The sequence below is a fragment of the Wenyingzhuangia marina genome, from assembly GCF_900130035.1.
GTDB lineage: Bacteria > Bacteroidota > Bacteroidia > Flavobacteriales > Flavobacteriaceae > Wenyingzhuangia > Wenyingzhuangia marina.
Genome location: NZ_FQXQ01000007.1, coordinates 24,195 through 39,207 on the forward strand (window position 1 = coordinate 24,195; position 15,013 = coordinate 39,207).

Below are 15,013 nucleotides of genomic sequence, written 5' to 3' on the forward strand. Positions count from 1 at the left end.
TGTATCTTTGCAGTCCAAATTTTTTGGAACTTTAAAATCAGTACGTTATGGTAAAAATTGGTGATATAGAATTGTGCGACTTTCCTTTATTATTAGCTCCTATGGAAGATGTTAGTGATCCTCCGTTTAGAGCTTTGTGTAAAGAGCAAGGAGCGGATTTGGTATATACTGAATTTATATCATCAGAAGGATTGATTCGAGATGCAGCAAAAAGTGTAAAAAAATTAGATATCTACGAAAAGGAACGTCCCGTTGGAATACAAATTTTTGGAGCAAACTTAGAATCTATGTTACGTACGGTGGAGATTGTTGAGCAATCTAAGCCTGATATTATTGATATTAATTTTGGATGTCCTGTAAAAAAAGTAGTAAGCAAAGGTGCTGGTGCAGGTATTTTAAAAGATATTGATTTGATGGTTTCTTTAACCAAAGAAATGGTAAAACACACCAAATTACCTGTTACTGTAAAAACACGTTTGGGTTGGGATGAAAGTTCTATTATGATAGAGGAGGTTGCTGAGCGTTTGCAAGATGTTGGGTGTGCTGCCATTTCTATACATGGAAGAACTCGTGCGCAAATGTATAAGGGAAATGCAGATTGGACCAGAATTGCAGCGGTAAAAAACAATCCAAGAATGCACATTCCTGTCTTTGGAAATGGTGATGTTACTTCACCAGAACGTGCTATAGAAATGAGAGATGATTACGGTTTAGATGGTTGTATGATTGGTCGTGCTGCGATTGGAAATCCTTGGTTTTTTAAAGAAGTAAAACATTTTATGGCTACAGGTGAGCATTTACCAATAGCTTCAATTGAAGATAGAGTTGAGGTTGCACGTAGACATTTAGAAATGGAAATAGCTTGGAAAGAAAATGAAGTACAAGCAGTTATGGAAACTCGCAGACATTATGCAAATTACTTTAAAGGAATTAAAGATTTTAAAGATTACAGAATCCGTTTGGTAACTGAAGATTCAGCTCAAGGAGTGTATGATGTAATGAATGAGATTTTAGACAGGTTTACAGGGGTAGAAAACTTGATGCAAAAATAAATTAAAGTATTAAATAGGTAGTACTGAGTACAAAGAGTTAAGAATGAATGTTGAAGACTTTGTATCTTGTACTAAATTTTATCTTCTTTTTACAAATCTTTCAGAAATTCTACCGCTGGCCAATAAACTAGCCAAAGCTCCCAAGAGGATAATGGTAACGCAGACTACCCAGATGTTTTCCCATTCAAAAGCTATAGGATATGCAATGGAAGGAGTCATCATAATTAGGTCGTAATGAAGTTGAGTATGTACAATAATAACTCCTATAATCAATCCAACAAACATTCCCAATATATTTAATAGGAACCCATAAGTAGCAAAAATACGTCTTACACTTTTTAATGGAGCACCCATATTTAAAAGAGTTTTGATATCATTTTTTTTATCTACAATTACCATGATAATGGTTCCGCTAGTGTTAGATAATACCATAACAACCACTAGTAAAGAAACCAAATAAGCAATCAGTTTTTCGGAATTTAATATTTTATAAAAAGAACCATTAATTTCTTCTCTTTTAGAAATTTTATAATCAGGAAAATTCTTTTTTAGGTACTCAATGGTGTTGTCACCATCTTTTTTGTTTTTGATGGCTATGTCTATATAACTAACTTCATTGTTAGCTTTAGTTAGTAGTTTTTGACTTAAACCCAAAGGAACATATACATATTTCTTTTCCTCTTGACTTTGATTTGAAATGACTCCAACAACTTGTGGCTTAATGGTGGTAAAAGCATTGTTAGGGTTCGAAATATATCCTTTTCCAGCTTTGGGCACGTATACTTGTAGTAAATCAGTGTAAACACTTAAATTTAATTTCCTAGTCAAATGATATTCTACAATACAAGCATTAGTGCTTTTGGCAGCAAACCATTCTCCAGCCATTACTAAAGAATCTAAAGGAGTTACCTTATTGAAAAGACTATCTACTCCTTTGATGTGTGCAATTTCTTCTTTGTCTTTGTTTTTAAAAAAAGCACGTTCTTCTAATACTTTAGTATAAAAAATTGAGTCAGGAGTGTTTTGTAGTTTTTCTATAAAAAGGTTATCAACCAAAAAGGTTTTTCCTTTTGCAGGACTAATACGAATATCAGGAGTATCAACATCTAAAATGCTTAAACTATAGTCCTTAATTCCGGAAAAAACTGAAAGAACTATGAAAAGGGCTGTGGTTCCAGCCATCACTCCCAAACATGCCAAAATGGTAACAAGATTAATAATGTTGTTACCACTTTTAGATTTTAAATAGCGTTGGGCAATGTATAGTGGAAACCTCAAAAGCTTATGATTTTTTTCTTTTGTCTAAAATTTCAGGATTGTAAATAGGGTTTACATCTTTTCCTTTTAAAGAATCATCTATATTTTCTATATAATCCAAAGAGTCATCACCAAAAAATAATAAGTTAGGCATACGTCTTAATTGGTGTTTGGTACGTTGAGCCAATTCGTGACGAATTCCTACTACGTTCGCATTTACAGCTTTAATAATTTCCGCTCTTTTTTCTGATGGAAATACACTTAAGTAAGCTTTTGCTTGCCCTAAATCTGCAGTAACACTTACTTTAGATACTGAAATAATGACACCACGTAAACCATTTCTAGCATCTGCTTGTAAAACTTCGGCTAAATCTTTCTGAATTACCCCTGCTATTTTTTTTTGTCTATTTGTTTCTTCCATACGGCAAAGATACGATTATGAATTACGATTTTACAATTACGTATTAAGAATTATTAGCTTGATAAACATATAACTTAATACTGAATACTTTTATACTGATAACAAAATTTTTAATAATCATTTTTTGATAGTACCTTGCAGACAAATTATTGAGATTATACCATGTCAAAATCTTTTGAAAAGTATCAAAAAAGACGTTTACAAGCCTCGTACTTATCGGTAGTGTTAAGTATTACAATGGTTTTGTTAATGGTTGGTTTTTTAGGATTAACGGTGTTAAAATACCGTAATTTAAGTGGTTATTTTAAAGAAAAGGTAAGCATTACTTTGTATTTAAAAAATAACATGTCTGACAAGCAACAAACGGAGTTAAAAAAGTTTTTGGCAGATAAAGACTATACCAACAAAATAAGATTTGTATCTAAAAAGCAAGCTGCTGAAGAATTTAGTAAAGATATTGGAGAAGATTTTTTAAGCTTTTTGGGAGATAATCCTTTAAAAAGTTATTATGAAATTAGATTAAAGGCTGATTTTGTAAACCCAGCACAATTGGTGTACATAAAAAAAGAATTAGAAAAAAACGATTTTATTGAAGAAGCAGCTTATGATGCTCCTTTGGTAGATTTGTTAACAAAAAACATCAAAACCATTGGTTTCTGGTTAATTGTTGGAGCATCGGTATTGGCATTTATATCGGTATTGTTATTAAATAGTTCTATTAGATTATCTATTTACTCTAAAAGATTTACAATCAAAACCATGCAAATGGTTGGAGCTACAAAATCATTTATAAGAAAACCATTTATTTTAGGAAGTGTGCGTTTAGGATTGGCAGGAGCATTTTTTGCTTCAGCTATTTTATTAGGGATTTGTTATAAAATAAATCATAAATTACCTGCTTTGGCGTTGTTAGAAGATGTTAAAGTATTGGCTTTAGTAGTTGGAGGAATTTTTGCTTCAGCAATAATTATTACTGCTGCGAGTGCTTTTATGGCTACTCAAAGATTTTTACGTTTAAAAACAGATCAACTTTATTTTTAAGTTATGAAAGAAAAATTTGCATCAGACTTTGTGTTTGGAAAAAGAAATTATCAACTGATGTTGATTGGTTTGGCTTTTATTGCCATTGGATTTATTTTAATGTCGGGTGGAGGATCTGACAATCCAGAAGTATTTAACGAAGCAATTTACAATTTTAGAAGAATTAGAGTTGCACCCACTTTGGTGTTGATAGGATTCGGAATTGAAATTTGGGCCATTTTAGCAAAACCATCAAAAAAGTAGCATGGGAATATTAGAAGCAATTATTTTAGGTATTATTCAAGGATTAACTGAATTTTTACCTGTATCCTCTAGTGGACATTTAGAAATAGCAAAATTTATATTAGGAGACAATTCTGTACCAGAAGAAAGTTTAACTTATACAGTTGTATTGCATTTTGCAACAGCTTTAAGTACCATTGTTATTTTTAGAAAAGAAGTTTTTCAAATTTTAAAAGGATTATTTCAGTTTAAAATAAATGATGAATTTATGTTTTCTTTAAAAATAGTCTTGTCGATGATTCCTGCGGTTATGATTGGATTATTATTTGAAAAAGAATTAGAATCTTTTTTTGGAGGAAAAATACTTTTTGTTGGAGCCATGTTACTGGTAACAGCGGTACTTTTGTTATTGGCAGATAGAGCTAAAACGACCAATAAAGATGTAACCGTAGCAGGTTCAATTATTATTGGAATTTCTCAAGCCATTGCTATGTTACCAGGTATTTCTAGATCTGGGGCAACAATTTCTACTTCAGTGATTTTAGGAGTAGATAGAAATAAAGCAGCAAGGTTCTCTTTTTTAATGGTAGTGCCATTGATTTTTGGGAAAATAGCGAAAGATCTTTTAGGAGGAGATATTCATGTTTCTTCACAAGAAATGGTTCCCATGGGTGCAGGTTTTGCAGCTGCTTTTATAGCAGGGTTACTTGCTTGTCAATGGATGATTGCTTTGGTTAAAAAAAGTAAGTTAATTTATTTTTCTATTTACTGTGCAATTGTTGGTGTAATAGCAATTACTTATACCTTTTTATCTTAAATGAAAACATTAGAGGAGTATAAAGAAGGGCAGGTATTGTTGATTGACAAACCTTTACATTGGACATCTTTTCAAGTCGTAAACAAATTACGATGGGTTATTAAGCAACATTTTGGGCTTAAGAATATCAAAGTTGGTCACGCAGGAACGTTAGACCCTTTGGCTACAGGGTTATTAATTTTGTGTACAGGACAATTTACCAAAAAGATAGAAACGTATCAGGCTCAACATAAAGAATACACAGGAACTATTGTTTTGGGGGCTACCACTCCAAGTTATGATTTGGAAACAGAGATTGATAAAACATTTCCTACCGATCATATTACTTCTGAAATGATTTATGAAGCTACCAAGCAATTTGTGGGAGAAATAGATCAGGTGCCACCTATTTTTTCAGCCATTAAAAAAGAAGGAAAACGTTTGTACGAATTGGCTAGAGAAGGGAAAACAACTGAAATAAAATCAAGAAAAATTACCATTTCTGAATTTGAAATTACAGCAATTGATTTTCCGAATGTACATTTTAGAGTAGCATGTAGTAAAGGAACCTATATTCGTTCTTTGGCTTATGATTTTGGAAAAGCTATCAATACAGGATCTCATTTATCAGCTTTACGAAGAACTAAAATTGGAGATTTTAATGTTAATAATGCTGTTTCTGTGGCAGCTTTTTTACAAGATTTTGGATTAGAACTAAAAGAGTAGAAAAGTATAATTAGGTGTTTAATTAAATTAAAACATCCTAGAGTACCAAGTATCTTCGGCAGGTAGTTCCCAATCAGATTCTAGTTCTTCTTTGGTGTTGATTAGGTTATCAAAAACAATGGTGTTCTTGTTAACACTTTTGTTTTTAATCAATTTTTTAAACTCTTTAACATCTTTATATTGCACAAATTCACCTTGTTTAAAACAAACATTTAATTTGTCTAGCAATTCAATTTCGTGCTCCAGTTGTAGGGTAAAAATAAAGCTTACCAATTCATCAATAATGGTGGTGGTAATTGGCTTGGTGTTGTTAATAGCAATAATAATAAAACGTTGATGTTTAATATCAAAGCCAGCTTCAATATCGTTTTTATCACACCATTGAGTTACAAAATTATTTACTTTGGTTTCTATTTCTGAAAGTAATTCAGGATGAAACTTTTTATTGCTAGGATATAAAAAGACTTTAGCGTTATTTTCAAGCTGATTAAAATCTACTAACATAAATTAATTTTGTTTATTGCAAATATATTAGCTATCCCTAAAATAATCGTTTATTTTTTTAATTATTTAAATTTTGATTTTTAGAGAATTATCGTTCTTAAAATGTGATAAATTTTAAAGCCATCTATCATCATCCATAAGATTCTTATATATTTGTGTCTATGAAGTACATCACCCTATTAGTAATATTTTGCACTGTTTTTATTGCTTGTGAGCAAAAGAAAACCAAGACTGCTATAAATGCAGAAAATGATGAAAAATATTTAAGTACTAAGGACGAAATAATTGTTTTTGATTCTTTAGCACCTGTAGAGGTGATTTATAAAGATTCTATTATTGGTTGGAAGGGCTATTTTAAAGTTACCGAAGATTTAAAACGTTTAAAAAAAACAACCCCAAACGAAGTTTTAAATACAGCAGAAGAGTTGACCAAAGATGTGGAATTGATGAGAGATTCTATTACGGTTGAGGTTTTAAATGAGAGAGGTATGAGAGCAAGAATAAACACTTTGTTCAATCAATCTTTAAGATTGCAAGAAATGAAAGATATTCCAGCGATTACCGTTCCAGAAATAACCAAACAAACACAAGGACTTTTTAATATTTATAGAATGATCAATACCAAGATTAATGCGATTTATGAGCAAAATGATTTTGAAAGAGAATTGGTTGAGGATAATTTTTTCTTTTCTAAGATAGATTCTATTAAATAGTTCTAATTTATTATTGGTTGTTGTACTCAGATAGTGCTTCGTATATTAGGTTAGATTCATACCCTTTTCGTAGCAAAAAATCAGCAACTTTTTTTTTCTTTTTATAGAAGTTACTTTCTTTGGTGTTTTCCCATTTTTGAGAAGATAAAGCATAAAGTGTTTCTATATATTCTTTTCCATCAATTTCTTTTAAGGCTGTTTTGATGTTGTATTCTGAAATGTTTCTGAATTTTAGTTCTTGGGTAATTCTAACTTTACCATATTTTTTTATTCTAAATTTACCTCTAGCAAAACTTTTAGAGAAACGTTCTTCATTTAAAAAGTTGTGTTCCATTAAATGTAAAATAATCACTTCACAAGCCTGTGGAATCATGCCCATTTTGTGGAGTTTTTCTTCAACTTCTTTATGACATCTATCTTGATATACACAATAGTTTTCTAGCGCTCTTTTAGCTTCTTCTATAGTATAGGTTTTCTTATGTTGCATGATGCTAAAATAAAAAAGCCTACATAAATAATATGCAGGCTTTCCGTATTGTTTTTATATGCTTATTTATTTTTAACCTTGATTTTAATTTTATGTAATAAGTAAAACATCACTGGTACAATAATTAAGGTAAGGAAGGTTGCAAAGGTTAATCCAAAGATTACAGTCCATGCAAGTGGCCCCCAGAAAATTACATTATCACCTCCCATGTAAATATTAGGGTTTCCAGTACTAAACAAAGCAAAGAAATCAATATTAAAACCAATAGCTAAGGGCACCAATCCTAATACAGTAGTAATAGCAGTTAAAATTACAGGTCTTAAACGAGCTTTACCTCCTTGTACTATGGCCTCAAAGGCATGTTCTATAGATATTACTTCATCTTCAGGAAGATCGATTTCTTCTGCTTTTCTATCGAATAATAATTGAGTGTAATCTAATAAAACCACACCATTATTTACCACAATTCCGGCTAGTGATATAATTCCCATCATGGTCATCATAATAACAAAGCTCATTCCTATTCCAATAATACCGAAGAATACCCCAGTAAAACTTAAGAAAATAGCGACCATGATAATAGCCGGTTTGGTAACAGAATTAAACTGAAACACAAGAATAAACATAATTAATCCTAAACCAGTTAGTAAAGCTCCCATCAAGAAACTCATTTGTTTGTTTTGTTCTTCAATTTGTCCAGTAAAATCAAATGAAATTCCTTTAGGTGAATCAAAATCTGCCATTTCTAATTCAATTTGTTTTACTACAGCACCTGCATCTTTATAACCAGGAGCCAAAGCAGAGTATACCGTTACAGTTCTTTCTCCATTTATATGTTTAATAGCACTAAAAGAGGCTGTGTTTCTACGAGATATTAATGCAGAAATTGGTACTTCTTTTAATTGTCCATCTATTTGGCTACGGAAAATTACATTTTGATTAAATAATAAACTTGTATTGGTTCTGTCTTCTTTCTTAAAACGAACATACATGTCATAATCATCACCATCTTCTTTGTAAACACTTGCTTTTTCTCCAAAAATAGAACGTCTTAATTGATTGGCAACCATTACTACAGGTACTCCTAATGCACCTGCTTTTTTTCTATCAACATAAACCTCCATAGCAGGTTTTGCTTTGTTTACATCAACTTTAAGTTCATCAATACCTGCAATACTACGCTCAGAGATAAATTTTTGCATTCTTTGTGCTACTGAAATCAACTCGTTATAATCTTTTCCTTGTATCTCAATATTAATAGGGTATCCAGCAGGAGGTCCTGCCGCATCTTTTTCAACAGAAATAGCAAGTCCAGGATATTTGTTTTTTAAATCTTCTTGAACTTTAAGTCGTAATTCTTCAGAATCTGCTCCTCTACGATATTTATATTCTCGCATGGTAGCCGTAATTTTACCTCTATGTGGCATTTCAGAATCTCCACTATCAGTATTTGGGTTACCTGCTCCCATACCTACTTGAGAAACAGCAGATTCAACTAAAAAGTTGTAACCATTGTCTACATATTCGGCACTATTTAATATTTTATAAACACGTTTTTCGATGTCTTTGGTTATCTTATTGGTTTTTTCAATATCCGTTCCTTGTGGATATTCTAAATACACAATAATTTGGTTAGGTTTGTTGTCTGGGAAAAACTCTACTTGTGTTTTTCCAGATTCTACAGAGGTACCAAAGACCATAAATGAGGCAATTAACAATACAAAAGTTCCTCCTAAAAATACATAAGGTCTCCAGCTACTTAAAGAAAAACGCAAGGCTTTTTCATAAGCATTTTCAAAATAGGTTAGCATTCTTTCTTGGAAGAAAATAGCTCCATTTTTGATGAATAATCTATATAACCAAAACAAAAGACACGTAACGACCATTAAACTACCCAAACCTCTTGTGGCACCACCGAATAACATAATTGGAATTCCAACTCCACAAAGAATAATGGTTAATCTTGTTAATTGTTTGTAGGTTAATTTTTTTTCTCCAATGGTCATAAATTGTGAAACCAAAACTGAGTTAAAGAAAATAGCTACAAATAATGAAGATCCTAACACAATAGATAAAGTAATAGGGAAGTACTTCATAAATTGTCCCATAATTCCTGGCCATAAACCAAGTGGAATAAATGCTGCTACTGTAGTTGCTGTAGAAATGATAATTGGATAAGCAATTTCACCAATTCCTTTTTTAGCAGCTTCCTTTCTAGTCATTCCTTCCTCATCCATCAAACGGAATACGTTTTCTACTACTACAATACCATTATCAACCAACATTCCTAATCCCATAATCAATCCAAAAAGGATCATGGTATTCATGGTGTATCCTAATAAATCAATAATCCAAAAGGACATAAACATAGACATTGGAATAGCAAATCCTACAAATAATGCATTTCTAAATCCTAAGAAAAACATTAGTACCATTACTACCAATAAAATACCAAAGATGATGTTGTTTACTAGATCATCTACTTGATTTAAGGTATTAGAAGATTGATCGTTACTAATGGTGACTGTTAAATCACTTGGTAACTCTTCTATTTGAGCTTTTTTGATAATTTCTTTGATTTTATCAGCAGCTTCTACCATGTTTTTACCAGCACGTTTTTTAACGTCTAGCATTACTACAGTTTTTCCCCATTCACGAGCATAGGTTGTTTTTTCTTTTTCTTTAAAGAATACATCTGCTACATCTTTAAGATAAACAATCCCTCCTTGTCTTTTAATAACAAAGTCTTTTAGCTGAATAGGGCTTTCAATTTCTCCTAAAATTCTTATGGTTCTACGTTGTCCGCTGGTAATTAAATTTCCTGCAGACATGGTGATATTCTCTTGCTTAATAGCGTTGATAATATCATCAAAACTAACTTGAGCAGCTGACATTTTATAGACATCTACAGCAATCTCAACTTCTTTTTCTTGAGCTCCTCTAATATCTACTTTTTTAATTTCAGGTAACTCTTCAATTTCATCTTGTAAAAGTTCCCCGTATGCTTTTAACTTCTCTACAGTATAATCTCCTGTAAGGTTAATGTTTAGGATAGGCATTTCTTCCGAAATGTTTAAATCAAAAACAGCAGGGTCTACTTTGGCTCCGTTAAAAGTTGGCCAATCTTCTCCGGCTTTTACACCATCAACTTCATCTTTTACTTTTTGTTTGGCAGCTTCAACGCTAATTTTTTCATCAAATTCAACAATAATAATCCCGTAATCTTCTTGTGAAGTAGAGGTTACTTTGTTTACATTACTAATGTTTTTTAGTTCGTCTTCTAGCGGATCAACAATTAAACGCTCTATATCTTCGGCTGTATTACCTGGGTACATAGCATTTACATATATCTTTGTTTCCTTTACTTCCGGAAAACTTTCTCTAGGCAGGTTGTTGTATGCAGAAACTCCTAAAATTAGGATGACTGCAGCCAACACGTACATGGTGGTTCTATTGTTGATAGCCCATGATGACCATGCAAATTCTTTAATGGTGCTTTTTTTCTTTTCTGACATGATCAGCTTAGTTTAAAATAGTTACTTCTTGACCTTCTTTTACAGATCTTGCTCCTTCTACAATAATTAATGATTTTGGTGCCAATCCACTTACCACTTCAATGTCATTTTTGTTAGTTCTACCCAATTCAACAAATGTTTTATGAGCAACGTATTTGTCACCTTTCTTTACTGCTGTAAAAATATATTCTTCATTCTTCTCATTTTCTGAAATGATACTTTGAGGAATTAAAATAGCAGCTTCGTTATGATAGTCATTGATGTTTAAACGAACAGACATGTTTGGTTTTGCTTCAATACTATTAGGAACGTTCATTTCTACTTTAAACTTTCTGTTGTTAGGGTTAATGAAATTTCCTGCTTGTGTAATAGTAGTTTCAGCAGATGCATCTAACACAGGAATATAAATATCAACTTTTTTACCTTTTTTAACATTAGAGATAAATGTTTCAGGAACTTCTGCACTAATAGTCATATCGCTTAAGTTAACCAAACGAACAATAGGTGATTGACCAGGCATTACATAAGATCCTTCTTCTGTAATAATATCATCAACAATACCGCTATAAGGTGCTTTTAAATAGGTTTTGTCTATTTGTGCTTTTAAATTATCAACCGCTTTAGATTTAGCTGCATAAGCAGTTTTGGCTTGTAAAAACTGAATTTCAGAACCAATTTTTTGATTCCATAATCGTTCTTGTCTTTCAAAAGTAGTTTTTGCTAATTCAGCATCTGCATCTAATTGAGCTAATTGATCTTTTAAACCTGAATCATCAATAATGGCAATGGTTTGACCTTTATTAACTCTTTGACCTTCTTTTACCAAAATAGATTTTAAAGCTCCATTAATTTCTGGATAAAGAATTAAGTTTTGTTTGGTTTCTACATTTCCTTGGATTTCTACATAATGATAAAAATCTGTAGTAGTTGCTAACATGGTGGATACCAAAATAGTTTTTTTAACGGTATCTAATTTTGAAATTGCAATTTCTAATTCCTTTACTTGGCTAACAAGAGCATTTCTTTTAGCTTTAATTTCTTTTATGTTATTAGTTGCAATAACATCTGCAACTGATTGTTCTTTTTTAGTTCCACACGCAATCATGGTAATTGCTGCAATGACGAATAATATTTTTTTCATGATTCTATTTTTGAGAGCGGTTTTAGTTTTGTAATGCGTTTAATTCTGCTTTTTTGTTAATGACATTTACCATGGCTTGTAAATATTCTTGTTGACTACTGTATAATTGCATTTGCGCTTGTCTTAATTCAAAGCTACTAGCAATTCCTTCTTTATACTTAATATTGTTTTTATTTTCAATACGTTGAGCCAATTTTAGATTTTGTTTTTTGTTGTCTAAAGTATTAATAGCCAAATCTAAATCAGATTGTATGGTTTGGTAGTTGATTTGTATTTGCTCCTCCATATCAATTAAATTGTTTTGCGATTTTAACCATTCTATTTTAGCTCTTTTACGTTTTGCACCACTTGCAAAAGAAGAAAAGATTGGAATATCAACAGTTACACCAAACATAGCCGTTGGAATCCATGATTGACTACTTTGTAAAAATGTAAAACTGTTACTGTTACCTATATAATTTCCAGTTAAAAATCCACTAATACTTGGTAATAATTTAGCCTGTTCTAATTTGTATAACAGTTTTTTAGAAGTAGTTTCGTTTTCTGCAATTTTATAATCGATATTGTTAAAAACAGAAAAATCAGTAAAGGTTGTTGGTTGTTCTTTGGTTTCAGTAATTAAGGTTTGTAAGTCTTGAGTAAGGGTAAGTGAAACGTCTTCTGTAAATCCTAAGGTTAATCTTAATAATTTTAAAGAAATCTCATGCATTCTTTCTAAACTTTCTAAATTGCTTTTAAGGTTATTCAAAGTAATTTGAAGCTGTTCTATGTCTTCTTCTTCAGCAAAACCGTTTTGTAACATTGCTTTAGATTCTTTTAAATTACCTTCAATACTTTCAATATTCTTTTTAATTAGTTTAATGCTTTCTTCAGTTAATAAAACATTGCTATAGGCACTGGTGACACCTTTAGTGATTTCTTGATCTGTTTTTGCTTTGGCATTTTCAGAAATGGCTAAAAATACTTTGGCAGATTGTAATCCTACAATGTAAGAACCGTCAAAAATAAGTTGGGTTAAAGTAACTGTAGGCGTAATATTTTGTTTTGCACCGAAGTCGATAGTACCATCACCATTAAAATCGACTCCAGGAAATTGTTGCTTTAAAGCATTAGTATACTCTATTTTACCATTAATTTGTGGTAATCCTATAGCTGTAGTTTCCCACTTTTGTTGTTTTGCAGCTTCAATATCATAATTGGCATTTTGTGCCGTTCGGTTATTTTTTAACGCAAATTCAATAGCTTCTTGTAAAGAAAAGTTTGTTTTAATGCTATCTAGCACTTGTGTTTGCACTTTTTCTTGAGCAGGAACTATTAAGTATGTTAAAAAACATAGATATATAATAAAGTTCTTTTTCATAATTATTTTTTAGTGTTGTTTAGTATTTGGTTTAATGTTTTTATTCCTTTTTCTGTAGCAATAGCTCTTGTGTGGTATTCTAGGTATTCTGTAGCTAAATTAGATTTGTTTTCTAGCTCATTAATATGGTTTGCCATCTCTTTAACGCCTTCAATTCCAGCAAAGTGAATTTTAACTACAAAGTCTATATTTAAGTTTTTTCTGTAGTATCCTTCTAAAATTCCACGCTCAATGTTTTGAGTTACACACTTTGTCATAGCTTCTTGATGCTTTTTCTTCATTTTGCAGTGAATTTCGGGAAAAAATTTCTGAAGTTGGCAAATGGAAGAATGATTTTTAGTGCTGGAATTGTTCATCATTAGTTCTTTTATTTCGAAGAGTTCCTCAATAGAGTTTTGTTTTTTATTCTCTATGGCACTAATACCTTGTAAAATATTATTGAATATATTCAGGGTTGTAGCTTCTACAAGTTTATTTTTGTTTTTAAAATGGGTGTAAACTGTTTTTTTAGAAATCCCTAATGCGTTTGAAATATCATCCATAGTAACGCTTTTAAATCCAAGATCTAAAAACATACTTGTGGCGGTTGCTAATATTTTATCTTTTATTTACATTAAAATTTGATGGCAAAGATAATCATGGAAACTAAAAAAACAAATTTAGTTTCCATAGTTTTTTAAAATATAAATATTTGTTAACATTCCTTTTTCATAAAGTCTAACATTATATTACTTTTACTACAAAAAATACCCATTGGAATTATCAGTATATAGAAATTCGTTTCTTTCTTTTTTAGAAGAAAACACAAAATTTACAGAGCCTAAAAGTTTATATGAACCAGTAAGTTATATATTACAATTAGGAGGAAAGCGTATGAGACCTTTATTGGCTTTAATGAGTGTTGATGCTTTTGGTAAAGATTATAAATTAGGACTACATGCCGCTTTGGCTATTGAGGTGTTTCATAACTTTACGTTGTTACATGATGATATTATGGATGGTGCTCCGTTAAGACGAGGTAAAGCAACGGTTCATGAAAAGTGGGATGTAAATACAGCTATTCTTTCTGGAGATGCGATGATGATTTTAGCCAACCAGTGTTTAGAGGTTTACGAAGGAGATATTTATAAAAAACTGATGCAGTTATTTCAAAAAACAGCATTAGAGGTTTGTGAGGGACAGCAATATGACATGGATTTTGAAAATAGAAATGATGTTTCTATTCCAGAGTATATTGAAATGATTAGGTTAAAGACATCTGTATTAGTTGCAGCTGCTTTAAAAATGGGAGCCATTATATCGGATGCTTCTGAAAAAGATGCAGAAGCAATGTATCAATACGGATTAAATTTAGGATTGGCTTTTCAGTTACAAGATGATTATTTAGATGCCTTTGGAGATCCAGAAACTTTTGGAAAGCAAGTAGGAGGAGATATTATAGAGAATAAAAAAACATTTTTATACTTAAAAGCACTTGAAAACCTTGAAGGTTCTGAAAAAGATCAGTTGTTAACTTTGTTTACAACAACGCAAGAAAATATAGATTCTAAAATAGAAATTACAAAAAAAATATTTATAAAATCAAAAGCAGTTAATGAAATTCAACAAGAAATTAAAAATTATACTCAAAAGGCTTTTGATGTTTTAGAAGGGGTATCTATTTCAGTATCAACCAAAGAAGACTTAATTGCCTTTGGTCATTATTTAATGGGGAGAAAAGTATAAATAGAAAACTCATATTTTATTTGTGAGAAAATAAAAATATATTAAATTTGCGA

General features: G+C 31.1%; 15 protein-coding genes. 7 read left to right on the top strand and 8 right to left on the bottom strand.

Features of this window, described 5'->3' with window-relative positions:
* The first annotated feature begins 47 nt into the window (after positions 1 to 47).
* The gene (gene dusB / locus BUB70_RS13155) at positions 48 to 1,052 is read left to right on the top strand and encodes a tRNA dihydrouridine synthase DusB (RefSeq protein WP_073122362.1); all 1,005 of its coding nucleotides are present in this window, start codon (positions 48 to 50) and stop codon (positions 1,050 to 1,052) included.
* Positions 1,053 to 1,130: 78 nt separating this feature from the next.
* Here dusB and BUB70_RS13160 read toward each other — a convergent pair whose 3' ends face one another.
* Together BUB70_RS13160 and rbfA are read right to left on the bottom strand one after the other, a co-directional pair.
* A complete protein-coding gene (locus tag BUB70_RS13160; RefSeq protein WP_073122365.1) occupies positions 1,131 to 2,330 on the bottom strand; it encodes an ABC transporter permease in 1,200 nt (399 codons plus the stop codon).
* Positions 2,331 to 2,334: 4 nt separating this feature from the next.
* On the bottom strand, positions 2,335 to 2,730 hold the full coding sequence (rbfA, locus tag BUB70_RS13165; protein WP_073122368.1) for a 30S ribosome-binding factor RbfA: 396 nt from the start codon (positions 2,728 to 2,730) through the stop codon (positions 2,335 to 2,337).
* Positions 2,731 to 2,892: 162 nt separating this feature from the next.
* On the opposite strand from rbfA, the gene BUB70_RS13170 reads away from it, so the two are divergent.
* From BUB70_RS13170 to truB, 4 genes are read left to right on the top strand one after another with little or no spacing between them, the layout of a single operon-like run.
* Positions 2,893 to 3,771: a cell division protein FtsX gene (locus BUB70_RS13170; protein WP_073122370.1), complete on the top strand. Its 879-nt coding sequence runs from the start codon at positions 2,893 to 2,895 to the stop codon at positions 3,769 to 3,771.
* 3 nt (positions 3,772 to 3,774) lie between these two features.
* Complete coding sequence (locus BUB70_RS13175; protein ID WP_073122373.1) at positions 3,775 to 4,014, top strand: DUF3098 domain-containing protein; 240 nt, start codon at positions 3,775 to 3,777, stop codon at positions 4,012 to 4,014.
* 1 nt (position 4,015) lies between these two features.
* Complete coding sequence (locus tag BUB70_RS13180) at positions 4,016 to 4,810, top strand: undecaprenyl-diphosphate phosphatase (protein WP_073122375.1); 795 nt, start codon at positions 4,016 to 4,018, stop codon at positions 4,808 to 4,810.
* Positions 4,811 to 5,515 carry a tRNA pseudouridine(55) synthase TruB gene (truB, locus tag BUB70_RS13185; protein ID WP_073122377.1) on the top strand — a complete coding sequence of 235 codons (705 nt, stop codon included), beginning with the start codon at positions 4,811 to 4,813 and terminating at the stop codon, positions 5,513 to 5,515.
* 27 nt (positions 5,516 to 5,542) lie between these two features.
* Here truB and BUB70_RS13190 read toward each other — a convergent pair whose 3' ends face one another.
* A complete protein-coding gene (locus tag BUB70_RS13190; RefSeq protein WP_073122379.1) occupies positions 5,543 to 6,019 on the bottom strand; it encodes an ABC transporter ATPase in 477 nt (158 codons plus the stop codon).
* 161 nt (positions 6,020 to 6,180) lie between these two features.
* On the opposite strand from BUB70_RS13190, the gene BUB70_RS13195 reads away from it, so the two are divergent.
* Positions 6,181 to 6,732, top strand: coding sequence for a hypothetical protein (locus BUB70_RS13195; RefSeq protein ID WP_073122381.1), 552 nt, complete (start codon positions 6,181 to 6,183; stop codon positions 6,730 to 6,732).
* A 10-nt stretch (positions 6,733 to 6,742) separates the two neighbouring features.
* Here the strand turns inward: BUB70_RS13195 and BUB70_RS13200 are convergent, their stop codons facing one another.
* The 5 genes from BUB70_RS13200 to BUB70_RS13220 all read right to left on the bottom strand — a co-directional run bounded on the left by BUB70_RS13200 (position 6,743) and on the right by BUB70_RS13220 (position 13,843).
* Complete coding sequence (locus BUB70_RS13200; RefSeq protein WP_073122384.1) at positions 6,743 to 7,219, bottom strand: regulatory protein RecX; 477 nt, start codon at positions 7,217 to 7,219, stop codon at positions 6,743 to 6,745.
* Positions 7,220 to 7,281: 62 nt separating this feature from the next.
* Positions 7,282 to 10,734: an efflux RND transporter permease subunit gene (locus BUB70_RS13205; protein WP_073122386.1), complete on the bottom strand. Its 3,453-nt coding sequence runs from the start codon at positions 10,732 to 10,734 to the stop codon at positions 7,282 to 7,284.
* Positions 10,735 to 10,741: 7 nt separating this feature from the next.
* Positions 10,742 to 11,875: an efflux RND transporter periplasmic adaptor subunit gene (locus tag BUB70_RS13210; protein ID WP_073122388.1), complete on the bottom strand. Its 1,134-nt coding sequence runs from the start codon at positions 11,873 to 11,875 to the stop codon at positions 10,742 to 10,744.
* A gap of 22 nt (positions 11,876 to 11,897) precedes the next feature.
* Positions 11,898 to 13,235, bottom strand: coding sequence for a TolC family protein (locus tag BUB70_RS13215; RefSeq protein ID WP_084730292.1), 1,338 nt, complete (start codon positions 13,233 to 13,235; stop codon positions 11,898 to 11,900).
* A 2-nt stretch (positions 13,236 to 13,237) separates the two neighbouring features.
* Entirely contained in the window at positions 13,238 to 13,843 is a 606-nt protein-coding gene (locus tag BUB70_RS13220) for a TetR/AcrR family transcriptional regulator (RefSeq protein ID WP_073122390.1), read from the bottom strand.
* A 145-nt stretch (positions 13,844 to 13,988) separates the two neighbouring features.
* Between BUB70_RS13220 and BUB70_RS13225 the strand changes: the two genes are divergently transcribed.
* Complete coding sequence (locus BUB70_RS13225) at positions 13,989 to 14,960, top strand: polyprenyl synthetase family protein (RefSeq protein ID WP_073122392.1); 972 nt, start codon at positions 13,989 to 13,991, stop codon at positions 14,958 to 14,960.
* Positions 14,961 to 15,013 lie beyond the last annotated feature (53 nt).

Coding starts and splice junctions, on each gene's coding strand:
- dusB (WP_073122362.1), top strand. CDS start 48: ATGGTAAAAATTGGTGATATAGAATTGTGCGACTTTCCTTTATTATTA.
- rbfA (WP_073122368.1), bottom strand. CDS start 2,730: ATGGAAGAAACAAATAGACAAAAAAAAATAGCAGGGGTAATTCAGAAA.
- BUB70_RS13170 (WP_073122370.1), top strand. CDS start 2,893: ATGTCAAAATCTTTTGAAAAGTATCAAAAAAGACGTTTACAAGCCTCG.
- BUB70_RS13175 (WP_073122373.1), top strand. CDS start 3,775: ATGAAAGAAAAATTTGCATCAGACTTTGTGTTTGGAAAAAGAAATTAT.
- BUB70_RS13180 (WP_073122375.1), top strand. CDS start 4,016: ATGGGAATATTAGAAGCAATTATTTTAGGTATTATTCAAGGATTAACT.
- truB (WP_073122377.1), top strand. CDS start 4,811: ATGAAAACATTAGAGGAGTATAAAGAAGGGCAGGTATTGTTGATTGAC.
- BUB70_RS13190 (WP_073122379.1), bottom strand. CDS start 6,019: ATGTTAGTAGATTTTAATCAGCTTGAAAATAACGCTAAAGTCTTTTTA.
- BUB70_RS13195 (WP_073122381.1), top strand. CDS start 6,181: ATGAAGTACATCACCCTATTAGTAATATTTTGCACTGTTTTTATTGCT.
- BUB70_RS13200 (WP_073122384.1), bottom strand. CDS start 7,219: ATGCAACATAAGAAAACCTATACTATAGAAGAAGCTAAAAGAGCGCTA.
- BUB70_RS13205 (WP_073122386.1), bottom strand. CDS start 10,734: ATGTCAGAAAAGAAAAAAAGCACCATTAAAGAATTTGCATGGTCATCA.
- BUB70_RS13210 (WP_073122388.1), bottom strand. CDS start 11,875: ATGAAAAAAATATTATTCGTCATTGCAGCAATTACCATGATTGCGTGT.
- BUB70_RS13215 (WP_084730292.1), bottom strand. CDS start 13,235: ATGAAAAAGAACTTTATTATATATCTATGTTTTTTAACATACTTAATA.